Here is a 23,804-nt window from a genome sequence, read left to right as displayed (position 1 = left end):
TTCGATCAGTTTATACGCAATATACACAGAATCGACCAAAAATTTTTGCAAGTCCAGTCTTCATGGCGCATCCACAATGTGATGATTGATGTGCCGCTACATAGGAAAGGCAGCAACTACACTATCATGGGAGAGATGTTGTAGGAAAGCGTCGCGGCTCTTATCCAAACGCGCTTGCCCTAGTTTTTCACTCCGCCGGTTCCAGCGTTAGCGCATATTTCGGGCAGTCGCTTCGGCACACACCATCATGTGACCATTCCGGCGGCTTCCAGAGATAGAGCAGCTTGTACTGCCAGCGCTCTGCATGGCTCATCCGCTCGGCAAGCTGTTTGATGCCGGCAAATTGCGCGGTCAACGGATTATTGTCATGGACCTGTCTAACCAGCCCGACCACCGGGCGCTCCTGATAAGGTTCAAAACTGCCGAACAGCTTGTCCCATAGGATCAAGACCTGGGAATAATTCTTGTCGATATAATGCGGCTGGTTGGCGTGATGGACCATGTGATTGCGCGGAGTTGCCAGCACATGTTCGGCTGGCCCCAGATCGCCGACATAGCTCGCATGATTCCAGATACCGAAGATATTTTTAAGCGCCGACACACCCAGGAAGATAATTGGCGGTACGCCCATCAACGCCGCTATGGCATCCAGCGGTCCCCGCGCAACATTGTCGAGGACAAATCCGCGCGCCGACGTACTGTGGTTAAATTCATTCGAGCTATGATGGATCGAGTGAAACGCCCAGAGCAGCCCGACGCGGTGGCCCAGTCGGTGATCCCAATAATAAGACAGCTCGTGCACGACAAAAGCGAGCAGCGCCGCCAGCGCGAGATTGTCGATGGTGAAAAACCGGAAATTTTCATAGACGAGGATGTAGAGCGCAAATGGCAGCACCAGTCCGAATAGTAGCTTGATAACGCTGCCCAAAAGATTGAGCCCAATGCTGCACAAAGCATCGGCATTGTCATAGCGGCTGCCTTTGAGCAGGTGATAGACCCGCTCTGCCAGCACCATTCCGAAATAGGCACCTGCCATCCACCAGATACCGGTTTCGCTGCCTAGTGTTTCTATCGCTTTTTCAATCATCTCCCGATCCCGCTCCGATCACGAAAACAAGCTTACAGGAAATCCCGCAACTCGCCAACAAACTGATCGAACTGATCATGATGGAGCCAATGGCCCGCATCGGCAAATTCCTTCACCGTCACATTGTCGCCAAAATATTGGATCCTGCCATCTTTTTCCGGATTGCTCGCCCAGCTGTCCGCGCCGTAATGCAATTGGGTCGGACAGCTGATGTTGCTCCATAGCTCGTGAATATCATCCTGCGACAGATCAATACTATCCCAATGCTGGACATAGGGATCGAATTTCCAGCTATAGCTGCCATCCTCGTTGCGGATGACGGCGTGGGTAGTGAGATGGCGGGCCTGTTCATCGGACAAATGGCCATTTGCGTCCTGCATCCGTTTCAACGCATCCTCAAAGGTCGCATAACGTTTCACCTGACGGCCCGAGGCGTTGCGCTTTTCCTTGATCGAATTGCGTACGCGTTGCAGCTGACCGATTTTCTCGCGCTCGGCGAGCATTTCGGGACCGGGGCCTAACCCTTCAATCGCCACCAGCTTGCGCACCGTATCGGGATAAAGGCCGGTATAGCGCAAGGCGATATTCCCGCCCATGCTGTGCGCGACGATCGTGACCGGGGACAGATCAAGCTGATGGACCAGCTGCGCGAGATCGGTGACCATCGCCATGGTCGTGTAATTACCATCGGTGCTCCATTGGCTGTCACCGTGGCCGCGTACATCGGGCGCAATTATATGCCAGTCGTCTCGCAATTCCTGAGCGACCCAGTCCCAGTTGCGGCAATGATCCTTGCCGCCGTGAAGCAAGATCAACGGCGGCTTTTCTGCATTGCCCCAATCAGCATAATGCAGCCGCAGCCGCTGTGAGAAATAGCTGTGCGAAGCGGGGCCGATGAGGGTCATTTTTGGTCCTGTTCATTGTCTTAAGACAGCCTCTAGGTCGTCATTCTGAATCCCATTGAGGTCATTATTAGAGAAATCTATCGCCGTCTCTAATCGGATAGCTTCGACGCGACAAGCATTCCAATAGGGTTCTCAGACGACCAGATCGTTTTGATAATCTCGGCCATTAACTATCTATTTTGGAAAAACTGCTGAAATATTAGATATTATACCCTAAAAAAGGGGTGTTCTAATGGTCATAAGGCCACTGCTAGTCAGCGGCATTTTCGCGGCGTTGATGTCATCAACAACACTCGTTCAATGGATTGAAAAGCTGAAAAATACACTTAGTGTCAAAACTATAGTTACCCTTCCAAAATTTAAACTGGAGATGAAGTCAGAGCTGTCAGAGCCAATCTCTCGACTGGGTATGAAAATTCCTTTTTCCAATGAAGCGGACTTTTCGGAGATGACGGATGAGCCGTTGGCGATAGACGGGATTATTCATCAAACCTTTTTGGAGGTTGATGAAAAGGGCACAGAGGCTGCTGCTGCGACGGCTCTGGGGATCGTCGTCACTGCAAGTGCCCGAAAGAAAGAACCCAAACCTGTTATATTCAAGGCAGATCATCCGTTCTTTTTTCTGATCCGCGACCGCCGGACCGATGCCATTTTGTTTATGGGGCGCTATGTGAAGCCGGAAGGCTAAAAATACATATAGCCCATTACAGACCGCATTAGATAATAGCTCAATGCAACGGCACGCCCGCCACCGTAATCCGGTTGAGATAGCGCCGATGGCCCTGATAATCGTTTAGCGCATAATGCCAGGTTGAGCGATTGTCCCACATGGCGAGCATGCCCTCTTCCCATTGCAGGCGGAAATGAAACTCGGGCTGGGAGATGTGGGCGTAGAGTTCGGCTAATAGCGCCTTGCTTTCTTCTTCCGCCATATCAACGATATTGAGCGTGAAACCGGGATTGACGTAGAGCCCCTTGGCGCCGGTTTCCGGATGACTGAGCACGACCGGATGGATCGCCTCTTGCACAGCGGATTCGGTATTACCGAAACGCCCGCCAAATTTCTTTTGATAAGCGCTGTCCTTGCCGAAAATATGGGCGTTGCCATGCCGGGCTTTCAGGCCTTCGAGCCGCGTCTTCATCGCGTCGTCCAGCGCCTCATAAGCCGCGTGCATGCCCGCGAACAGGGTATCGCCGCCGCTTGGCGGGATTTCCAGCGCATAGAGGATGGAGCCCATCGCAGGTATTTCGTCATAGCTATGATCGGTGTGCCAGCCGCCGCCAATATTCACGTCCTGATCGGGTTCTTTCAAGACCTTGGCAATTTGCGGATAGCCTTCAACCGATGTGAAAAAGCGGTTGATATCTATGTCGTTCCAGCGCTCGGCAAAGATGATGTGGTCTTCCGGAGAGAGTTTCTGATCGCGGAAAAACAGCGCGCCGGACTCGAAAAACGTCTGCCGAATTTTGGAAAACTGGTCGTCACTCAACGATGTCAGATCGACATCCTCGACGATCGCGCCCACGGCCTCGCTTGCCTTGGATATCTGCATAGTTCTCCCCCGGTTCTTGTTGTGCGTTCTTATTATGCAATGGATATATAACCTATTTTTGTGATATTGGGATGGTTAATTCAGATAAGGAGAAGCCCCGATGACCGATATCAAAATGAACCGGCGCCAGATGCTCGCCGCCGGAGCCGCAACCGGTGTTGCTTTGACAGCTTGTCAATCCGTCGCTGCACAGGGCGATGCTGACCTTTCAGGCAAAGCGGTTTTGATTACGGGCTGCTCCTCCGGCTTTGGCTATCTGGGCGCTCTCCACTATGCTGAACGCGGCGCGAAGGTTTTTGCGACAATGCGCAACATGCCACGTCCGGAAGCGGACAAATTATCGGCGGAGGCCAAGGATGGCACCGATCTGACAGTGCTCGAACTGGATGTGCTTTCCGATGAATCGGTCACCAAGGCTGTGGCGGAGGCAGAGCGGCTGAACGGCGGTGCACTGGACGTTGTTATCAACAATGCCGGTATCGGCACGGGCGCGCCGGTGGAACTACAGGACATGGAAGCCATGCAGCTGTTGTTCGACACCAATGTTATGGGACCACAGCGCGTGGCCCGCGCAGCCCTGCCAGCGATGCGGGCGAAAAAGGCTGGCACCATCATGAATGTGTCGTCGCAGCTCGGACGAGTGATGGTGCCGGGCATGGGGCTTTATTCCTCGACCAAATTTGCGCTGGAATCGATGAGCGAGCAAATGGCTTATGAGCTTGTGCCGCATGGGATTGATGTAACAGTGGTGCAGCCAGGCGGTTTTCCGACCGAAATCTGGGATAATGGCAACAAGTTGACTGCACCAATGTTGGAACGAGCAGAGGATGAACGCAAGGCAGCCTATCCCGAATTGGTTTCGGGCGCTCTGCGTGACGGCGGTGGATCAACCGACCCAATGGACGTGCCGCGCGCGATGGCCGCCGTCATGGCTATGGCGCCGGGCAAAAGGCCTCTGCGCCTCCCCGTTCATCCCGGCGGTAAACCGCAAATGGCGATCAACGAGGTTAGCGCAAAGACGCAGGTGGCGATGCTGGGCGGCTCACCCTTTGGACCGTGGGTCAAGGATGTAAACGAGCGCTAGTTGAAAGGCATTAACTGGCCTTTTGGCGTCCGATTAGAGCGGCGCTGGTCATGAATAATGCAACACCGAACAACAGCCATGCTGCGCCATTGGCAAGGTGATCGCCGGTTCCGCCGTAAAGCTGCGGTACCCAGGTGATCGCAAAACCATCGAGAAACATCGCGGTAACCACGCCTACACAGGTTGCCGAAAAAAGATGGTCACGCGGTAGGCCCGTTACTTTCATCAATAGATAGACGGTAACCCAAGTGCCCGGGATCGAAACCAGAAACAAGATCATTCCCGTGGTGCCGCCGCTAAACATCTCGGGGAAGAGCTGGATTATCATTGCGGCGATAAACCATAATATAGCACCAATTAGAGCGAAGGTGAAGAAATAGCCTCTGGACATGTTAGCCTCCTCTTAAATCGCAGCGGTTTAAGGTGCTTTGACCCAAACTAGCGGCAGCAGATAGAGTATCAGTAAGATGCTGTTTGATAGCGCGTTCAGGGGAACGCCGCCGGCAATTGATGCACTACTGTCGACGATAAACCACGCCAAGAGGGCATAGATGCTCGCGCGTTTGATGGCCGCATTGCTTTGCTCAATCGCTGGTGCGGTGACCAGCAAGAGCATGACCATGAAACCGGCAAAGAGCCCGCCGGCAATGGCAAGGCCGACTTTGGCCTCCGGCGTAGCGATGCCGCCAACGCCGTCGGAACCAGGAATGATGATAGCAAGAAACTGACTTAAAATGCCGGTTGGATCGCCAATGGCGCCCAGCGCAAATATCAGGGCGGATAACAGGGACACGATCGCAACGAAGCGCATGAAATTGGCTGCTGCTTTGGGTGACATAGTCTATCTCCTTTTTCGTTCGCGATCATGAAACCCGATTGCAATAACGAAAACAATTACCTCACGGGTAAGTGCGCCGCTTGTGCTGCGCTGCCATGATGCGATAATATTATTCAGAGGAGCCGATAATGCAGACGGAATTTGGCAGCATATTGAAGGAATGGCGTAAGGTCCGCCGGTTCAGCCAGCTGGACCTTTCTCTCGAAGCCGATATGTCAGCACGCCATCTTAGCTTCCTGGAATCCGGTCGTTCCAATCCCAGCCGCGCGATGGTGCTGCGGCTTTCCGAAGCGTTACAGCTGCCGCGCCCGACGGCCAATCAGGCGCTACATGCGGCCGGGTTTGCAGCGATTTATCCCAGCCTCCCCGAGGATGCACCCGAACTCGCTCCGGTGCATCAGGCGATTGCGACCATGCTCGATCACCATGATCCCTATCCCGGCATAGCGGTTGACCGGCACTGGAATGTGGTGCGCTCCAACAAGGGGGCAGAGATGCTATTGGCGTTCGCTGATCCAGGGGAAACGATTAACATGATGGATATCCTTATCAGAAGTGCCGAGATGGAGCTCATTGAGAACTGGGATGAAGTGGCGATGCTCTCGCTGGCTCGGCTGCGCACCGAGATATTGGAGCTGGGCGGCGACGAAAAGCTGTCTGCGTTGATGCAACGTGTTGCCGATCTGGACCGGGTCAAAAATGTCGATCTTGGGTCCATCAATCTTAATCAGGCCGTGATTCCTACTATATTGCGCGTGGGTGAAAACCGCCTGTCACTCTTTTCAACCATAGCGCAATTTGGTTCGGTGCAGGATACGCAGGCTGGCGAAACGCGCATCGAACTGATGTTCCCGATGGATGATGAAACCATTCAGTTTTTCGAAAGGTAGCAGCTGCCATTTGACTGCACCGGGTTCGTCGGGGATTGGAGTTTGTGAATATGATGACGATGCGTTTTTTGTCCCTGCCATTATTGTCGCTTGCAGCTTGCGCGCCCAGCCCCGACATCGCCGAAACATCGAATGAACCATCCAGCCCGACCCGACCCATTTCGGAAAACCCGACCCGGCCTATTGCGGAAAACAGAGTTACCGCCGAAAATCTAGCCAAATGGCGCGCAGATAATCCAAGTTGGTATACCGCGGTCGAGCCGTTTCAACTGATTGGTGAGCAAGGCGCGGGCATCCATTATGTCGGTACCGAAGGCCTTGGTATGTTTTTCATACCGACGGCAGCCGGGCATATTGTCATCGATGGCGGCATGCCTGATCAAGGTCCCATGGTAGCCGATGCGATCACAAAGCTCGGCTATGATCCGAAAGACATAAAAATCCTGCTCAACAGCCATGCCCACCTGGATCATTCCGGCGGGTTGGCTGATCTGAAGGCCATGAGCGGTGCGCAGTTGATTGCCAGCGAAGGGGATCGCTCAGCTTTGGAAGGCGGCTTCTATCTGGGGTCGGAAGATGAGGAATTCTTGTTTGCGCCGCCGGTCAAAGTGGATCGGATCATTGCCGATGGGGAGACGGTAAGCCATGGTGGCGTAACGCTGACCGCTCATATCACGCCAGGTCACACCCGCGGCTGTACGTCTTGGACACTGGATGTGGTGCAGGGTGGTAAAAGCTATGACGTGCTGGTTTTCTGTTCTGCCACTGTGGCCGCGAACCGGTTGGTGGATCCGCCGCAATATGACGGCATAGTGGATGATTATCGCAGCACATTTAATAAGACCCGCGACTGGCAACCCGATGTGTTTCTCGCCAATCATCCAGGGTTTTTCGGTCTGAAGAAAAGGCGCACACAGCAACAGGCAGGCGATCCACTGGCTTTTGTTGACGATCAGGCTTTCGGCCGGTTCATCACGCGTGTCGAAGGTTGGTTTAAAGACGCGTTGAAGAAGCAAACCGCTGCGGCCGGATCATGACCTAGTCAAAAGAAGACTTGCGAGCCAGCGGATGCGGCGCTTAGTCTCATGCGATAAAAGCTTGTAAAGGAGGCTGGATGACAAGCGCGAAACAGGTGATCGAAACGTTCTGGGAAATACAGAATGATCATGATTATACGAAATTGAGTCCGCTATTTGCTGATGACGCCGTGTTCGAAGATCCCGCCATTGGCCGAGTTGAAGGGAAGCCCGCGATCAAGCAACTGCTCGCCGGTCTGACCAAGGAACTGGCTGACAAGAAAATGCATTTTGAGGTGCTCGAAATAGCGGGCGATGAGCATGTCGCATGGTCGCGCTGGCTGTGGAAACGGCCCGAAGGTGATATTGAAGGCGTGGGCCTGTACAAGGTCGCAAACGGTCAGCTGATTTCCTATCGCGATTTTTATGCGGTGCCGGAAGAGTAAGCGCCGCCCCGATCCTTTTCAGTTTGTCCCACCACAAACGGTGTAGCCAAAGCGCCTCGACCTTACTCCTTCGGTTGGATATCCTCCGGAAAGGGGTTACGCGAAATCAGTCCCCAGCTGCTGTTGTTCGACAGGCTTTGCCGCGCATCTATTTCGAGTAGCAATTCCTTGGTCTTGATAATATCTGCGCCGACGGCAGACGATAATGTCTCGATATTGCGCCACTTATATTTTTCGCCACGCAACAACAGGATCAGCCGCTCTTTGCGTTTGTCATCAAGCCGATATTCGCGCCGCTTGGAAAGCCAATGGGTGAGGAAAACCGTCGAGAGTGATGCTATTGCGCCGACTATGGCACCGATTAGGACGGCGATTTCTACGCTGACGGTCATCTCTATTTCCCCTCATGCGAGACTCTAAAAATCAATCGCCAAGCCCTTATGTTCCCAATCTCCGTAACGTGTGGGGCCGTCTTTTTCCAGAATTTCGTCAGCTTTGTCGAGCGGATCAGGCTGGGGCACCGGGGGTTTTTGGAAAGATGTGCCGGTGGCGAAATATGATCAGGCCGTTGTCCGGGCTTTCTGGTTGTCGCGGCTTCAGGGGCTTTTCTATCGCTGTTTGTCATGTTTTTCTATTTCCTGCATATTTGAAAAAGCCCGCCTCACCACCTATATTGGGGAAGAAATAGGCATAATCAAGCGAGTAGAAGCATGAGTTTTCTGAAAACCACGATGTTATTGGCGGCCCTTACCGCATTATTCATGGTGATGGGATTCTCACTCGGCGGACCGCGCGGGGCGATATTGGCGTTGCTGGTTGCGGCGGGGATGAACCTGTTTACTTACTGGAATGCCGATAAAATCGTCCTGAAGATGCACAAGGCGGTTGAGGTTGATGCGAGCAGCCATCCCGAATTCTACACAATGGTGCAGCGCCTTGCGCAGCGCGCGCAATTGCCGATGCCAAAAGTCTACATCGTTGATCAGCCGCAACCCAATGCTTTTGCTACCGGCCGTGATCCCGAAAATTCGGCAGTCGCCGCGACGACGGGTTTGCTCAATATGTTGAGCTATGACGAGATTGAGGGGGTTATGGCGCATGAACTTGGTCATGTGAAAAACCGTGATACGCTTATTATGACAATGGTCGCGACCATCGCCGGTGCGGTATCAATGCTCGCCAATTTCGGACTTTTCTTCCGTGATAATCGCGGCATAGCCGGTATCTTGGCGGTGTTTATCGCGCCTTTCGCAGCGATGATCGTGCAGATGGCGATCAGCCGAACCCGCGAATATGGCGCGGACAAAGCGGCCGCAGAGATTAGTGGCAAACCAATGGCACTGGCCTCTGCGCTCCACAAGATTTCGGGGCAAGCGCAGCGTATTGCCAATCCGGTGGCCCAGCGCAATCCAGCGGCGGCGCAGCTATATATCGTGCCTTCTGGCGTAAAACAGATGTTCTCGACTCACCCTGCCACGGAAGATCGCATCGCAGCGCTACAGGATATGGCTCACGGCGGTGGCGGTGGATCGGACGGCTGGTCAGATAATGCTGATGAGATTGGCGATATGAGGCGCTCGCAAGGGCGCCGCAGTGCACTTGATCCAACACGGTGACACTGAAACCCAAGCGGGATTGATTCCTTCGCATAAATAGCGCAAGTGCTCCCGCAAAGGCGGGAGCCCATCTCCCGTACCATGATCTTGATACGGCCGGAGATGGGTTCCTGCCTGCGCAGGAACAAGAATATTTCGAACGATAAGAACACCCCCGGTCTGGCATCGCGTACCGCAGCTTTACGGCTGCTTGATGCGGTGTGTCGCCGCGGAGAAACGATTGATCAGGCGCTGCCCGTGGCGACCGCCAAGCTCAGCAATCCCTCAGATCGTTCGCTAGCACATAATATCGCTGCCAATGCATTGCGCTGGATGACGGCGCTCGATGCGATGATCGACAGCGCGACTAGGAAACGCCTTCCCGATGATGCCAAAGCGCGGATGGCGCTGCGCATTGCACTGGTGCAGGTTTTGGTATTGGAGACGCCTCAACATGCCGCGATTGCGACGGCTTTGCCGCTGGTCCATGGCGGGCCGCGACGGCTGGTGCACGGGGTCTTTTCCACCGTGATGCGCGGTGTGGAATCGGGTAAGCTCGCCTTGCCCGAATATCCCGAATTGCCCGGTGAAACGCTTGACCGTTGGACTGATCGCTGGGGCAAAGACGTTGCTATTGCCGCCAGTCAAGCGTGGGCCAAACCGCCGCCGCTTGATCTCAGTTTCAAGTCCGACGATATGGGGGAGCTAGAGGGCGAGAGGCTCTCATCAAAGCATCTGCGTATGACGTCGGGCCTTTCTGTCACTGAACTACCGGGCTTTGATGACGGTGCCTTCTGGGTACAGGATTTCGCCGCCTCCTTACCGGCCCGTTTGCTGGGCGAGGGCGAAGGCAAAACCGTGCTCGACCTTTGCGCGGCGCCGGGCGGCAAAACGATGCAACTCGCCGCCGCTGGTTGGAACGCGATCTCAGTCGATAATAGTGAAAAGCGGATGGAGCGGTTCAAGGATAATCTCGGACGGACCAAACTGGATGCGGATATTGTCATTGCCGACCTGATGAAGTGGCAGCCGTCTGAACCAGCCGATGCTATTCTGCTCGACGCGCCGTGCAGTGCGACTGGTGTTTTTCGCCGGCATCCCGATGTCCTGCATTGCATCGGATCGCGGCAGATTGCGGAGCGCACGGAAGTCCAAAAAGCGCTGCTCAACCGGATCGCGCCATGGGTCAAACCCGGCGGCGTGCTGGTTTATGCCGTCTGTTCGCTGGAGCCGGAAGAGGGCGAAGAACAAATCGAGCAATTTCTTGAAAGCCATGCAGAGTTTGAAATAATTCCGGCAACGGATGCCATGCTTCCCGAAGGCATGAGCCCGACCGAAAATGGCTGTGTACGGACCCTGCCAAATATGTTGGCTAGAAAGGGGCATGTTGACGGCTTTTTCATCGCGAAACTGCAACGAAAAGGCTGACGTAGCGATAAAATTCAGCCTGTCCCCAAATTGTCCACAGGCCATTGGGTTTACTACCGAATCGCGCCTTGCAGGCGGAAAACAAAAATCCTAGACGCAGGATCGTAAAGGAACCGTCATGACCAGTCCTGTTCGTATTGCACCCTCCATCCTGTCCGCCGATTTTGCGCGGCTCGGCGAAGAGGTGCGCGCGATTGATGAGGCCGGCTGCGACTGGGTGCATGTCGATGTCATGGATGGCCATTTTGTGCCCAATATCACCATCGGCCCCGCCGTCGTCAAAGCCCTGCGCCCGCATAGCGCCAAGCCATTTGACGTACATTTGATGATTTCTCCTGTGGATCAATATCTAGAGGATTTTGCGGAAGCGGGTGCGGATATCATCTCTTTTCATCCCGAAGCCGGTGCCCATCCGCATCGCACGGTGCAGACCATCCATTCGCTTGGCAAACAGGCCGGGCTGGTACTCAATCCCGCAACGTCTTTGGACACACTGGATTATCTGATCGACGATCTTGATCTGATTCTGGTGATGAGTGTCAATCCCGGTTTTGGCGGGCAGAGCTTTATCGACACGCAGCTGCGTAAAATTGAAGCGATCCGCAAGCGCATTGATACGACTGGCAAGGATATCCGGCTGGAGGTCGATGGCGGGATTGACCGCAATACGGCACCGCGAGCCATTGCCGCAGGGGCCGATACGCTGGTTGCGGGCACAGCAACCTTCAAGGGCGGACCCGATCACTATGCCACCAACATCACGGCCTTGAGGGGTGGATGAGCGCAGACCGGCCCGAAACTGATGATCCGGCTGATGATCCGGGTGTCGGCGTCAATCGCTATAGCGGCGAGGAAAGTGAGGCGCCGGAAGGGCGCAGCTTAACCCTTCGCGCGGACGGTGATCGCGGGCAATCGCTCGCTGAACAAACCGCATTGCTCTATTACCGGATGACTTGGCGGATGCCGCTCCACCGGTTGCGTCTGTCCGGCAAGTTGCCCTTGCGTTTGTTAGCGGTGCCAGTTGATCCGGTGGACGGCGACCGGGTTCAGGGAACCGCTGTTCGCGCGGGACATTTCCTGTTTCGCGGGCTCAAAAAGAAGCTGGAGGGCATTGACTTTGCCGAACTAAAACTGCCGCCAGCCTTTGAAGACTATGTTCATCGTTTTGAATGGCTGCGGGACCTCGATACCGCCGCATCGCGTGATCAGGCTTTACCCGTCGCTGAAAAGCTTATGGAAGCATGGCTTGATGCCAATGGCAAGAAGGTCCGGCAGCCAGCATGGCGCCCCGACAATTGTGGCTGGCGCCTGCTCATCTGGGCAAGCCACGCACCTTTGATCCTCTCATCCAGCGATCTGATTTATCGCTCCAAAGTCCTCAATAATATCGCCCGGACGGCACGGCATCTCGACCGCACCGCGGACAAGGCCACGTCCAGTCTTGGCCGGTTGGTCGCATGGAGCGGTGTGGTGGCGGCGTCGTTACTGATTCCGGAAGGCCGTGTGCGCCGGATTGTTGGCGAAGCGGGACTCGAAAAGGCAATGGGCGAATTTTTCTATGCCGATGGCGGATCGGTTTCGCGCTCCCCGCTCAACCAGATGGACGCCGTCATCCTTCTGTCGATGCTCAAGCAAGTCTATCTGGCGCGTGACGAAGATGCGCCCGAATTTTTGGAAAATGCGCTGGCCCAAGCCGTGCCGCCGCTCACCGGCCTGACGCATTTCGATGGCAGCATGGGCAATTGGCAGGGCGGCGGTGCGACGTCGGTCAAACAAGTGGAGCAAGTCATTGAGGCTAGCGGGATCCGCGCCCGTCCGCTGCGCCAAGCGCGGGACTGGGGCTATCAACGCGTGTCTTCCGGACGCTCCGTGTTGATTCTCGATGCGGCTCCGCCGCCAATCGCGCGCATGGCAGTGGCCGGTTGTGCGTCGACACTAGCGTTTGAGATGTCCAACGGTGATAACCGGATTATCGGCAATTGCGGCGGTGCGGGATTGGTTGGCGCGACCATTCCGGCATCACTCGCCCGCGGATTGCGGACCACCGCAGCCCACAGCACCTTGTGTATCGATAATAGCAACAGCACCTCGATCCTGCCCGATGGTAAGCTTGGTCGCGGTGTCAACGAGGTTGAGCTATTCCGCCGCGATGTCGAAAATGCGACGCGGCTGGAGGCTAGCCATGACGGCTATGCCAAACGCTTTGGGCTGGTCCACAAGCGTTTGTTGCTAATGCGGTCTGATGGACTGGAGCTGCGCGGCGAGGATATGCTGATCCCCGACGGCAAAAAGCGGCGGCGCAAGAAAAAAGACGTTGAATATGCACTGCGTTTTCACCTCGGCCCTGATATTGAAAGCGACCTGATATCAGATGGCAAAGGGGTGTTGCTGCGCCTGAAGGACGGGAATTTATGGCAGTTCCGTTCAACCGGTGGGGAAATTATTCTGGAGGACAGCGTCTGGGTTGACGGCATGGGTATTCCCCATAGCGTGATGCAGATGGTAATAACGGATACAGTGGGCAGCGGCGGCGGAGCGACCGGCTGGCTGCTCAAACATATGGGATAAGAAACGATCATGACCGAGAATATTAGTATCAAACGGGCCCTGCTTTCAGTGTCCGACAAAAGCGGTTTGGCGGAACTCGGCAAAGAGCTGGCGGCCATGGGCGTCGCCTTGATCTCCACTGGCGGAACGGCCAAGGCACTGCGCGATGCCGGGCTGGAGGTTGCCGATATTTCTGATGTGACGCACTTCCCCGAGATGATGGATGGCAGGGTGAAAACACTCCACCCCAAAGTGCATGGCGGCCTGCTGGCGCGGCGCGATGATGCGGGGCATATCGCGTCGATGGAAGAACATGACATTGCCGGAATCGACCTGGTCATTGTCAATCTCTATCCCTTTGCCCAGACGGTCGCGAAAGGCGCGGCGCGTGACGAGATCATCGAAAATATCGATATTGGCGGCCCCAGCATGGTGCGCAGCGCGGCGAAGAACCATGATTTCGTCACTATCGTCACCGACCCGTCAGATTACGACACATTGCTCGCTGAACTGAAGGAAAGTGGTGGTGCGACCAGCCTGGACTTCCGCAAGAAAATGGCGGCCAAAGCCTTTGCCGCGACCGCTAGCTATGACAGCATGATCGCGCAATGGTTCAGCTTTGCCGATCAGCAGCAGATGTTCCCGCCAACCCTGCCGCTGACGATGAGCCAGCCGACTGAGTTGCGCTATGGTGAAAACCCGCATCAAAGCGCCGCGCTCTATCTGCCGGATGGGTCTTCTGCGAGTGGCATAGCGCAGGCCGAACAATTGCAGGGCAAAGCGCTGAGCTATAATAATTATAACGACGCCGATGCCGCGCTGGAACTGGTCAGCGAGTTTCGCGATGGCCCGCCAACGGTGGTAATTGTCAAACATGCCAATCCCTGCGGCGTCGCCAGCGGTGACAGCATTTTGGAAGCATATAAAGCCGCTCTCGCGTGCGATAGCGTATCGGCCTTTGGCGGGATTATCGCGGTGAACCGGCCCCTGGACGGCGTGGCAGCCGAAGCAATGACCGGCATCTTCACCGAAGTCGTCTGCGCGCCCGATGCCGACGCCGATGCGCGTGCCATATTCGCGAAGAAGAAGAATTTGCGGTTGCTCCTCACCGGCCACCTGCCCGATCCCGCACGGCCCGGCATGGGCGTGAAGTCTATCGCGGGCGGCTATCTGCTGCAATCGCGCGACAATGGCCAGATCGCGGAAGATGATCTCAAATGTGTAACCAAGCGCCAGCCCAGCGCACAGGAAATGACGGATTGCCTGTTCGCCTGGACGGTCGCGAAACATGTGAAATCCAACGCGATTGTCTATGCCAAAGGCGGCTCCACTGCTGGCGTTGGCGCGGGGCAGATGAACCGGCTCGAATCCGCTCGGATTGCGGCGTGGAAAGCCAAGGATGCGGCGGAGAAAGCAGGCTGGAGCGAAGCGCGGACCATCGGGTCAGCCGTGGCTTCCGATGCGTTCTTCCCCTTCGCCGATGGCTTAATGGCAGCGGTGGAAGCGGGCGCGACGGCGGTGATCCAACCCGGCGGATCGATCCGCGATGACGAGGTTATCGCGGCGGCAGACGAGGCTGGTCTGGCGATGCTGTTTACCGGGATGCGGCATTTCCGGCATTGATGTCGAAGTCCTCCGGGGGGCAGAAGGGGAGCTGAGAAATTGCGGACAATTGATTCCAGACAGAACCGGCTGCCGTCGATCAATCTGTTTCTAGTTTTCCAAAAAAATTCTGTTGAGTGCTAGCCAGATCAATCCGCTGCCAGCACCGGGGATAAAGAATGCCCATTGGCTAGGCAATCCTCCTGCATTTAATAAAAAATAGCTCAATATTCCTCCGATTATAGGTATACAGCAACTTCCAAGGAGTGGCGGAATAGCGAATGACCTCAATATATAGGCAACGATAATCAAAGTTATAATTCCGACAAGTTCAATGAATAAGATTACAATCACTATGAAAAGTAAAAAGGCGAACGACAAAGGGCTTGAATATTCGTTGGTAATCGCATCGCTTGGATAGGACCATACAACCATAGCCGCCAAGCAAGCAGCGGTCGCATATATTATGGGAAAAAAGATCAACTTTTTCATCGACCATTTTTTAACTCAGAACCAAGATAAAGCCAATGTCGGCTTTCGGGATATAGCGAACGCTAGAATGAGTTCCCCTCTATACATCTAAGCCTCATTCCGCCAACATGCGCACATGAAACTAAATCTGGAAAATAAAACCGTCCTTGTCACCGCTGGCAGCAAGGGCATTGGCTTGGCCACCGCGTTGGGATTTCATGCATGCGGAGCAAAAGTCGCGATTTGCGGGCGATCGCAGGATAATCTGGATGCTGCGGCTGCGCAGATGCCAGGCTGTTTGGCACTCGTCGGGGATGTTTCGCAATCGGACGATATTGATCGGGTCGTGCAAGGGGCTGGCGACAAATTTGGCGGGATCGATATATTGGTCAACAATGCTGGCGGGCCGCCGCCCGGTCTCTTTGAAGAGCTGGCGGATGAAGATTGGGATAAGGCGGTACAATTGACCCTGATGTCAGTCATCCGCACGACGCGATTGGTGTTGCCGCATATGCGCGCGCAAAAATGGGGCCGTATTGTCAATATCTCATCATCCGGGGTGAAACAGCCGGTTCCTGGCCTTACCCTGTCGAACAGCATAAGAATGGCGGTATTGGGCTGGGCCAAGACGCTCGCTAATCAGGTGGCGGGCGATAATATCTTGGTCAATACGGTTTGCCCCGGCTTCACCAATACCGACCGGATCACCCAGATATTCGAGAAACAATCCCAGGCGTCGGGCAAGAGTATCGAAGAGATTGCTGCAGGCATGGCGGCCCAGATTCCGATGCAACGCATTGGTCAACCAGAGGAAATCGCCAATTTGGCGGTTTTTCTGGGATCAGAAGCGGCCAGCTATATTACCGGCACCGCCATTCAGGTGGATGGCGGCTCGGTACAAGGTTTCTGAGAAGCGAGCGACAAAACGCCCGCTGCTGGAAGGAAATTATTCCGGCGTAGCGGCCTGTGCGCTTTGACCATCGCCTTCGGGTGCGGCGATAATGTCGCGGGTTACGCTGCCTTTATCGACGGTAAAGGTTTCGGCATCACCCACGGAAGAACGGATACCGGCATCGGAATCACCGGCTTGGCCGACAATCGCGGACTCGGTCACGCTGCGGGCTTGGGAGCCGCCGAACATGGCTTCCAATGTCTGTTGCTGCACACCGCCGGTTTGGGGACGAGGCTGGCCAGGTTGGGGTGGGTTAAGCCCGAAATCTGGCGGAATCACCAATGGCGGCTGACGCGATACGGCAAATTCATCGGGACGGTCACGATCAAACAGGCCGCTGGAACCGCAAGCGGATAGTCCGACCAGCGAGATGAGGCTGATACCTATCATTGATTTACGCATATTCACTTCCTTAAATCTCTTTGAAGAGCCTTTGGCGGGCTCTTTGCCATGGGTCAACTGTCGCCAAGCTGAATATTATTCCTCGTCCGGCTTCTCGCGTATTAACAGCGCGCGTGCAAGCAGGATTACGACCCCGATGGAAATGCACGCATCTGCGACATTGAAAATCAGGAATGGGCGGAAATCGCCGATATGTAGATCTGCAAAATCAGCGACATAGCCGAGCCGCGCCCGGTCGAGGATATTGCCCATTGCACCGCCGAGGACGAAAGACAGAGCGATAATGTCCCATTTCGCCTTTTCCCGCCACATCCAGATCAGCACCGCAATGGCGATGAAAGCCGTCAGCGCGACCAGCGCCCAGCGTTGAAAGTCCGTCGATGCGGTCAGGAATCCCATCGACACACCATAATTCTCCGCCCAGGTGAGGTTGAAAAACGGCAATAATTCAATCTGGCCCTTGGCGCGCAGGTCAAGCGGATGCATCACCATATATTTGGTGAACTGGTCCGCGATGAAGATCAAAAAGGCGACAACAAGGCCGATGATCCGGTATTTCGAAGTCGCTTTAGTCATGCGTTGAGAACCCCGTCGCAGCGGCCGCAGAGCGCGCCGTCTTCCTTTACATCCGGCAACAATCGCCAGCAGCGCCCGCATTTGTGATGGTCGGTTTTGGTCACGGTGATTTCCGCGCCATCCTTTACATCGGCAACGATGCATAGTTCGGCAAATTCCGCCGCATCAATCGGTAGGTCACCCATCGGATAGGTCACTTCTGCTTCCAAACTGGAGCGAATGGTTTTCTCGCGGCGCAGCGGTTCAATAGCTTCCGTGACATTGATTCTGGCTATGCGGATATTGCCCCACTTTCCGGCCAGCGCTTCATCGTTCCAAGCACCATCGACTTCCGGCCACTCTTTCAAGTGGATGCTGTCATTCTCATCCGGGAAACGGCTCTGCCAGATTTCTTCGGCGGTAAAGACCAGCACGGGCGCGATGTAACGCGTAAGAGCGTGGAACAATATATCCATCACCGTCCGGTAGGCCATGCGTTTCGGATCATCCGGCGCGTCGCAATAGAGGCAGTCCTTACGGATATCGAAGAAGAAAGCGCTCAGATCATCCTGCGCAAAGGCGGTCAGCTCGCGCATATAGGGCCCGAAGGCGAAATCATTCACATGGCTCTTCAGCTTCGCATCAACCTCGGCCAGACGGTGCAGCACATAGCGCTCCAGCTCCGGCATATCGGCGACGGCCACCCGCTCGCTATCCTCAAAATCGCTGAGGCCGCCAAGCATATAACGGAAAGTGTTGCGCAATTTGCGATAGCTGTCGGTGACGCCTTTCAGGATTTCATCACCGATCCGGTGATCCTCGGTGAAATCGACGCTCGCGGCCCAGAGGCGCAGGATATCCGCGCCATTGACGTTGATAATTTTTTGCGGATCAAGCGTATTGCCGAGCGACTTCGACATTTTCTTGCCGTTCTTGTCGAGCGTCATGCCATGCGTCAGTACGGCCTTGTAAGGCGCACGCCCGCGCGTGCCGCATGATTCCAGCAGGCTCGACTGGAACCAGCCGCGATGCTGGTCGCTGCCTTCCAGATAGAGGTCAGCCGGGGTCTGATGATCCGGCCATTTGCCGCTCTCCAGCACGAAAGCATGGGTGCAGCCGCTGTCAAACCAGACGTCGAGAATGTCGGTGATCACTTCATAATCATCGAGGCTATATTTATTGCCAAGAAATTCCTGATGATCGGCATTAAACCACGCATCGGCACCGTCGGTTTTGAAGGCGGCGATAATGCGCTCGTTGACCGCCGGGTCATTGAGATAGTCACCGGTCTTGCGATCGACATAAAGCGCAATCGGCACGCCCCAGGCGCGCTGGCGACTGAGCACCCAGTCGGGGCGGCCTTCGAGCATGGACTGCAGGCGGCGATGGCCGCGCGCAGGGACGAAGCGGGTCTTGTCAATTTCCGCCAGCGCCGTCTCGCGCAGGGTAGCAGCGACGCCTTCGGCATGGCCAACGACCATCTCTTTGTCCGTCATTCCAGCGGAAGCTGGAATCTCCTTCGGTTGCAGACCACCGTCTGAGATCCCACCGTCCGCTGGGATGACGCCATGCTTTTCCGGAGCCTTTAGCGGCTCATCCATCGGCACAAACCATTGCGGGGTACAGCGATAGATGATCTTCGCTTTCGACCGCCAGCTATGCGGATAGCTATGCTGAAAATCGTCGCTGGCCGAGAGCAAAGCGCCCGCTGCGCGCAGGTCTTCACAAATCGGACCAGTGCTGCTGACAAATTTCTTGTTGATCACCCCGCCCGCGCGCTCATCTCCGCGCGGCAGCCAGGCCCAATCTTCCCGATAGACGCCATCCGCATCGACCGCGAAAACCGGGTTGATGCCGTTTTCCTTACACAGCAGGAAATCATCCTCGCCATGGTCCGGTGACATATGGACCAGGCCGGTGCCTGCTTCGGTGGTGACGAAGTGCGATCCATCAAGGAACGGGCGCGGTTTGGTGTAGAATTCCAGCGCCGCCGCATCTACGCCACCCGTATTCCCGCGTAGGCGGGAATCCATCTCCCGGTCGCTCGATGTTGCGCTGTCGGGAGATAGGCTCCCGCCTGCGCGGGAGCACAGGATATCGGCCATGGGGTGTTTGGCGATGGCGCCCGCGAGTTGCGAGCCTTTAACTATCAAAGGCTTTCCAGCATCGTCAGTTACTTGCCATAATTTAAAATCATCAACATCAGCTGATTTCTTAAGTCTCTCAGAAAAAGCGGTAAATAAACCTTGAGCAACAAGAAACCTGCGTTCAGTTGCAGGATCGACGACAACAAAATACTCAACATCCGCCCCATAAGCGAGCGCCTGATTGACCGGAATGGTCCAAGGCGTCGTCGTCCAGATCACCGCATGCGCGCCAACTAGTTCCGGCGCATTCGGTGCCTCGACAATCTCAAACGCCACATCAATTTGCGTCGAGGTGATATCTTCATATTCCACCTCGGCCTCGGCCAAGGCGGTTTTCTCAACCGGCGACCACATGACCGGCTTCGCGCCGCGATACAATTGTCCCGCTTCCGCAAACTTCAGCAGCTCCGCGACGATCGCCGCTTCGGCGTCATAATCCATCGTCAGATAGGGCTTGTCCCACTGCGCCGAAATGCCGAGCCGCTTGAATTCCTCGCGCTGCACATCGACCCATTTGTCGGCATATTCGCGGCATTCGGCGCGGAATTCGCTCGCTGGAACCTCGTCCTTGTTGCGCTTTTTCTTGCGGTATTGTTCCTCGATCTTCCACTCAATCGGCAGGCCGTGACAATCCCATCCGGGTACAAAGGGCGCATCCTTGCCGAGCATATTCTGAGACCGGACGACCAAATCCTTGAGCGTCTTGTTAAGGCTGTGGCCGATATGGATATTGCCATTGGCGTAAGGCGGGCCATCATGGAAAATGAACTTTTCGCGGCCTGCACGGGCTTCCCGCAGCTTCTCATAAAGCCCAATATTCTGCCAGCGCTCCAGAATCGCCGGTTCCTTATTCGCAAGGCCGGCTTTCATCGGGAAATCGGTTTTCGGCAGGAAAACCGTGTCTTTATAATCTGGAGCTTCAGATGCTTTTGGGTCAGTCATGATTTGCGGGGATTAGGCGAGGCAGCGCGCGGGCGCAAGCATGGTTTTTTACCGGAACCGGTCGCCTGATGATCGGCCCTATGCCTAAGCGTTATGCTTATGGGCAGGCTGGCGCGAATCCGGTATCTGGGGAGATGAAGCGGGGGCTATTGCAGAGGAGTCAATCATGGACGTGAATGGCACGAATAGCAGCCCGAATACGGGCCTTAACAGCAGCTCAGGCGGTCTCGGCCAGACCGGAACCGCTCAGGATATAGCAGCGCAAACGCCGGACCAGATGCTTGCCCAGCAGGCGCGGACCGGCACACCAGTGGAGCAGGGTCAGGCGCTGCAACAGCTTGACCAGATGACCGGCAACAAGGCCGCAACGGATGCCTTGACCCGCAGTGAGGAGGCGCAGGCCAAGGGCCAGACGACAACTGAACACACACCGGAAATGTGCACGGTGGAAGTGCGGTACAAACCTGTAATCGGGCCAACAAATCACGCTTTCATCGTGACGACTGACGCCGATTCGACCAATTATTTCCGTGGTGGTCCAGCGGGCAATGGATTTGGCAGCGGATCAAGCGGTAGCGGCGCGACCAGCGCGTCCAGCAACACCAGCGGCGGCGACAATGCCAATCGCGGTTGGGGCAATATCGTCACCGAATATGGTGCTTATCAGCCGGGTACCGTCGATTGGACAACCAATCCAACCGGCCAGCAAACCGTGCACACACAGGCTGGAAACTGCGATGCCATTGAAACCCAGATGGCGCAGCGCGCTGATGCGATAGAAGCGGCCAATGTCCCTTACAGTCCATTTGGTCCCAATAGTAACACCACTGTCCGCGATATATTGGATAATAGTGGCTTTACGGACGTCAATCCGGTAGTTTGGTCACCAGGATGGAACGACAATATGCCCGTTGGTCAATGATGAGCCGATTGAACCGGCGGTTTGGTTCGTTGATGGCTCCCGCGACATGCGGGTTGATACTGGCGGGTTTGACAGCTTGCACTGAGGAGCCATCGGCTGACACAACAACAGCGAATATACAAGGCGCCAACACACAAAGCGACAGTGCGGCCCTGACTGCATCGACCGCAGAACCGGATGGCGCAGAACCGGATGGCATAGTGACGACACCAGAAAGCCTAGAGACGGATCTCAATAGTGCGCTGCCAAAGGGTAGCACGGCAGAACAAGTATCTGCCTATCTGGCTGACCGGAATATCGAACATTCCGGTGCGCAGGATCAATCCAATATGGCGCATATGGGCGCCAATCCGGATGAGAAACTGATGACCGCCATCATGCGTGATGTCAAAACATCGGCACTTGCGAAACAGTCCATTGCTATGAAATTCTATTTCGACGATGCCAATAAGCTGGTCCGCACCACCGTCGAAGAGGTCAATACTGGTCTTTAAGCCTAATCGTTCTAGCGAATAAGCGCCGGCCCCACTTTGCTGATATCTTCCACCATAACATAGCCGTTAAAGCTCACCGGAATGTCCGCTAGCTGATTGCCATAGGTCAATCCCCGGGTGGATTCGCGGTCGTTCATCGGGCCGATAATCAGCGTGCGCGCACCGACGGCTTCCATACGGGCTGTGGTGCGATTGGGCCATCCGGCAAAGGCCCATTGATAGTCCAATGGAACCACCAGTGTACCGTTTTTGCAGCTATCGGGCGTCATGCCGAGCCAACCCATCCATGCATAATCCTTGGTACAGGCTTTGACATCGGGTTTCGACCAGGCCCAAATGCCGGGCACCAATTCTTTCATGCGTTTGACCGGCGCTTCTCCGCCATAAAAGCCATCGCCTTCTTTCAGGGGATCGCGGCCAGCGGACTTGAGGATCGCGTAGAGCTGGTCAGCTTCATCGGGGTTCTTACTTTTGAAGTTAAACAAAAATGGTCTGTAGGTCTCTGAGGCTAGCGCCTCTTCTACCGTTGGTATTTTCCCAACCCCTTTGCCGCGCAGAGGAAAGGTTTTTCCGCCATCGGATGAATAGCCATAGCCCACGTCCAGCGCCTGCAATTCAGCCAGCGTCAGGTCCCGCGTATTGCCTGTACCCTCGGTGCGACAATCAACGGTCCAGTCATGAAACAGCACCATTTTGCCGTCTTTGGTCGGGGCAACATCAACCTCCACCATATCCGCCTGCATCCCGACAGCTGCGCGGATCGAGTGGATTGTATTCTCGAAAATCTCCAGCTCTTCCTGCCCGGGGAGCATGCGAACCGCTGTGCAATCATCCCGGCCAATTCCCGTTGGGTCGTAGATATGATGCACACCGCGATGGGCGATCATTTTGAAGCGGCCATCGGGGTCCGGGGCCCATCGGGAACTGTTGAGCAAAAATATGATGAGGAACAACATCCAGAGGCCACCAAATCCCCACAATAGTGTCTTCTTCATCCAAGCAGGTCCTTGGCCCTGTCACAATCTTTTGCCATTTGCGCCATGAGCCCGTCAAGATCGTCAAATTTTTCCTCACCGCGCAGGAAATGGTGCAGCTCAACCTCGATGACCTGGCCGTAGAGATCTTCAGCAAAATCAAAGAAATAGGGTTCCAGCAACTCTTTCGGTGGATCGAAGGTCGGGCGGATGCCCAGATTGGCAGCACCCTTAACAACGCGGCCATCGGGCAAGCGGCCCTTTACAGCATATATGCCATATTTGGGGCGCAGATAGTGATCGATATCGATATTGGCGGTGGGATAGCCAAGCTTACGGCCATTTTTGTCGCCGTGGATGACCGGACCTTCAATCGCGAAGGGCCGGGTGAGCAGCGCGGCCGCCGTTTCACAATCACCGGCTTTCAAGGCATCGCGGATGCGACTGGAGGAGATAACTTGCGCCTCACCATTTTGGCCATCGCTAACCGCGCCAACTGCCTTGGTGGACAGGCCGAGTGGCGCGCCCAACTGTTTCATGACTTCGACATTGCCTACGCGGCCTTTGCCAAAGGTGAAATCTTCACCGGTGACAATGCCTGCTGCGCCAAAGCGTTCGACCAGCAGTTTTTCGACAAAATCCTCGGCGGTCGTGCCTGCCAATTCTGCACCAAATTCGAATATCAGCATCGCATCAGCGCCGGCGGCGGTGAACAGACGTTCGCGCTGGTCCAAGGTCGTTAGGCGAAAAGGCGGTGCGTCGGGCTGAAAATGGCGGACGGGATGCGGATCAAAGGTTGCGATGATCGCCGGACGGCCCTCTGCCGCGGCCCAGTCGATCGCTGTTTGCGCGACAACCTGATGGCCCTTGTGAAAGCCATCAAAATTGCCCAGCGCAATAATCGCACCGCGCAATTCTTTCGCTATTCTGTTTTGCCCGCTTAGCCGCATGATA

Annotated in this window: 25 protein-coding genes; 13 read left to right on the top strand and 12 right to left on the bottom strand. The window is 55.3% G+C overall.

The annotated features are described in order from the left end of the window. Positions 1-187: 187 nt before the first annotated feature. Positions 188-1,087, bottom strand: coding sequence for a sterol desaturase family protein (locus tag J4G78_RS09695; RefSeq protein WP_207986395.1), 900 nt, complete (start codon positions 1,085-1,087; stop codon positions 188-190). A 32-nt stretch (positions 1,088-1,119) separates the two neighbouring features. Beyond that, the gene (locus tag J4G78_RS09690) at positions 1,120-1,992 is read right to left on the bottom strand and encodes an alpha/beta fold hydrolase (RefSeq protein ID WP_207986394.1); all 873 of its coding nucleotides are present in this window, start codon (positions 1,990-1,992) and stop codon (positions 1,120-1,122) included. Positions 1,993-2,224: 232 nt separating this feature from the next. Here J4G78_RS09690 and J4G78_RS09685 point away from each other — a divergent pair, with 232 nt between their 5' ends. Beyond that, a complete protein-coding gene (locus tag J4G78_RS09685; RefSeq protein ID WP_207986393.1) occupies positions 2,225-2,680 on the top strand; it encodes a serpin family protein in 456 nt (151 codons plus the stop codon). A 40-nt stretch (positions 2,681-2,720) separates the two neighbouring features. Here the strand turns inward: J4G78_RS09685 and J4G78_RS09680 are convergent, their stop codons facing one another. Then, the gene (locus tag J4G78_RS09680; RefSeq protein ID WP_207986392.1) at positions 2,721-3,545 is read right to left on the bottom strand and encodes a TauD/TfdA dioxygenase family protein; all 825 of its coding nucleotides are present in this window, start codon (positions 3,543-3,545) and stop codon (positions 2,721-2,723) included. Positions 3,546-3,645: 100 nt separating this feature from the next. Between J4G78_RS09680 and J4G78_RS09675 the strand changes: the two genes are divergently transcribed. Further along, positions 3,646-4,629, top strand: a complete 984-nt coding sequence (locus tag J4G78_RS09675) for an SDR family oxidoreductase (protein ID WP_207986391.1) — start codon at positions 3,646-3,648, stop codon at positions 4,627-4,629. A 10-nt stretch (positions 4,630-4,639) separates the two neighbouring features. On the opposite strand, the gene J4G78_RS09670 is transcribed toward J4G78_RS09675, so the two are convergent. Beyond that, the gene (locus J4G78_RS09670) at positions 4,640-5,020 is read right to left on the bottom strand and encodes a hypothetical protein (RefSeq protein WP_207986390.1); all 381 of its coding nucleotides are present in this window, start codon (positions 5,018-5,020) and stop codon (positions 4,640-4,642) included. A 27-nt stretch (positions 5,021-5,047) separates the two neighbouring features. After that, entirely contained in the window at positions 5,048-5,467 is a 420-nt protein-coding gene (locus J4G78_RS09665) for a hypothetical protein (protein WP_207986389.1), read from the bottom strand. 128 nt (positions 5,468-5,595) lie between these two features. Here J4G78_RS09665 and J4G78_RS09660 point away from each other — a divergent pair, with 128 nt between their 5' ends. From J4G78_RS09660 to J4G78_RS09650, 3 genes are all read left to right on the top strand, one after another. Further along, positions 5,596-6,357 (top strand): helix-turn-helix domain-containing protein, encoded by a 762-nt coding sequence (locus tag J4G78_RS09660; RefSeq protein WP_207986388.1) that lies wholly within the window; start codon positions 5,596-5,598, stop codon positions 6,355-6,357. A 50-nt stretch (positions 6,358-6,407) separates the two neighbouring features. Continuing rightward, complete coding sequence (gene bla, locus J4G78_RS09655; protein ID WP_207986387.1) at positions 6,408-7,394, top strand: subclass B3 metallo-beta-lactamase; 987 nt, start codon at positions 6,408-6,410, stop codon at positions 7,392-7,394. Between the two features lie 77 nt (positions 7,395-7,471). Then, positions 7,472-7,819 carry a nuclear transport factor 2 family protein gene (locus tag J4G78_RS09650; protein ID WP_207986386.1) on the top strand — a complete coding sequence of 116 codons (348 nt, stop codon included), beginning with the start codon at positions 7,472-7,474 and terminating at the stop codon, positions 7,817-7,819. A 62-nt stretch (positions 7,820-7,881) separates the two neighbouring features. Here the strand turns inward: J4G78_RS09650 and J4G78_RS09645 are convergent, their stop codons facing one another. Then, the gene (locus J4G78_RS09645; protein WP_207986385.1) at positions 7,882-8,211 is read right to left on the bottom strand and encodes a hypothetical protein; all 330 of its coding nucleotides are present in this window, start codon (positions 8,209-8,211) and stop codon (positions 7,882-7,884) included. A 24-nt stretch (positions 8,212-8,235) separates the two neighbouring features. Then, positions 8,236-8,340 (bottom strand): DUF1674 domain-containing protein, encoded by a 105-nt coding sequence (locus J4G78_RS18400; protein ID WP_375140332.1) that lies wholly within the window; start codon positions 8,338-8,340, stop codon positions 8,236-8,238. Between the two features lie 189 nt (positions 8,341-8,529). Between J4G78_RS18400 and J4G78_RS09635 the strand changes: the two genes are divergently transcribed. The 6 genes from J4G78_RS09635 to J4G78_RS09610 all read left to right on the top strand — a co-directional run bounded on the left by J4G78_RS09635 (position 8,530) and on the right by J4G78_RS09610 (position 16,372). Continuing rightward, a complete protein-coding gene (locus J4G78_RS09635) occupies positions 8,530-9,435 on the top strand; it encodes a M48 family metalloprotease (protein WP_207986384.1) in 906 nt (301 codons plus the stop codon). A 102-nt stretch (positions 9,436-9,537) separates the two neighbouring features. Continuing rightward, on the top strand, positions 9,538-10,842 hold the full coding sequence (locus J4G78_RS09630) for an RsmB/NOP family class I SAM-dependent RNA methyltransferase (RefSeq protein ID WP_207990586.1): 1,305 nt from the start codon (positions 9,538-9,540) through the stop codon (positions 10,840-10,842). Between the two features lie 118 nt (positions 10,843-10,960). Continuing rightward, positions 10,961-11,623, top strand: coding sequence for a ribulose-phosphate 3-epimerase (gene rpe, locus J4G78_RS09625; protein ID WP_207986383.1), 663 nt, complete (start codon positions 10,961-10,963; stop codon positions 11,621-11,623). Next, the gene (locus tag J4G78_RS09620; RefSeq protein ID WP_207986382.1) at positions 11,620-13,410 is read left to right on the top strand and encodes a heparinase II/III family protein; all 1,791 of its coding nucleotides are present in this window, start codon (positions 11,620-11,622) and stop codon (positions 13,408-13,410) included. The genes rpe and J4G78_RS09620 overlap by 4 nt, the downstream gene beginning before the upstream one ends. 9 nt (positions 13,411-13,419) lie before the next feature. Further along, the gene (gene purH, locus J4G78_RS09615; protein ID WP_207986381.1) at positions 13,420-15,012 is read left to right on the top strand and encodes a bifunctional phosphoribosylaminoimidazolecarboxamide formyltransferase/IMP cyclohydrolase; all 1,593 of its coding nucleotides are present in this window, start codon (positions 13,420-13,422) and stop codon (positions 15,010-15,012) included. 586 nt (positions 15,013-15,598) lie between these two features. Continuing rightward, complete coding sequence (locus J4G78_RS09610) at positions 15,599-16,372, top strand: SDR family oxidoreductase (protein WP_207986380.1); 774 nt, start codon at positions 15,599-15,601, stop codon at positions 16,370-16,372. Between the two features lie 36 nt (positions 16,373-16,408). On the opposite strand, the gene J4G78_RS09605 is transcribed toward J4G78_RS09610, so the two are convergent. From J4G78_RS09605 to ileS, 3 genes are all read right to left on the bottom strand, one after another. Then, a complete protein-coding gene (locus tag J4G78_RS09605; protein ID WP_207986379.1) occupies positions 16,409-16,816 on the bottom strand; it encodes a DUF3035 domain-containing protein in 408 nt (135 codons plus the stop codon). Positions 16,817-16,891: 75 nt separating this feature from the next. After that, on the bottom strand, positions 16,892-17,392 hold the full coding sequence (gene lspA / locus J4G78_RS09600) for a signal peptidase II (RefSeq protein WP_207986378.1): 501 nt from the start codon (positions 17,390-17,392) through the stop codon (positions 16,892-16,894). After that, on the bottom strand, positions 17,389-20,460 hold the full coding sequence (gene ileS, locus J4G78_RS09595; protein ID WP_207986377.1) for an isoleucine--tRNA ligase: 3,072 nt from the start codon (positions 20,458-20,460) through the stop codon (positions 17,389-17,391). Before ileS ends, lspA begins: the two co-directional genes overlap by 4 nt. Before the next feature lie 166 nt (positions 20,461-20,626). Here ileS and J4G78_RS09590 point away from each other — a divergent pair, with 166 nt between their 5' ends. Continuing rightward, positions 20,627-21,382 (top strand): hypothetical protein, encoded by a 756-nt coding sequence (locus J4G78_RS09590; RefSeq protein ID WP_207986376.1) that lies wholly within the window; start codon positions 20,627-20,629, stop codon positions 21,380-21,382. Further along, a complete protein-coding gene (locus tag J4G78_RS09585) occupies positions 21,352-21,876 on the top strand; it encodes a hypothetical protein (RefSeq protein ID WP_207986375.1) in 525 nt (174 codons plus the stop codon). Before J4G78_RS09590 ends, J4G78_RS09585 begins: the two co-directional genes overlap by 31 nt. A gap of 11 nt (positions 21,877-21,887) precedes the next feature. Here J4G78_RS09585 and J4G78_RS09580 read toward each other — a convergent pair whose 3' ends face one another. Both J4G78_RS09580 and J4G78_RS09575 read right to left on the bottom strand, forming a co-directional pair. Continuing rightward, on the bottom strand, positions 21,888-22,871 hold the full coding sequence (locus J4G78_RS09580) for a glycerophosphodiester phosphodiesterase family protein (RefSeq protein ID WP_207986374.1): 984 nt from the start codon (positions 22,869-22,871) through the stop codon (positions 21,888-21,890). Then, the gene (locus J4G78_RS09575) at positions 22,868-23,803 is read right to left on the bottom strand and encodes a bifunctional riboflavin kinase/FAD synthetase (RefSeq protein WP_375140365.1); all 936 of its coding nucleotides are present in this window, start codon (positions 23,801-23,803) and stop codon (positions 22,868-22,870) included. The genes J4G78_RS09580 and J4G78_RS09575 overlap by 4 nt, the downstream gene beginning before the upstream one ends. Position 23,804: the final 1 nt, after the last annotated feature.

Source organism: Parasphingorhabdus cellanae (genome assembly GCF_017498565.1).
Taxonomy (GTDB): domain Bacteria; phylum Pseudomonadota; class Alphaproteobacteria; order Sphingomonadales; family Sphingomonadaceae; genus Parasphingorhabdus; species Parasphingorhabdus cellanae.
This window is presented reverse-complemented; position numbering and strand designations above follow the sequence as displayed.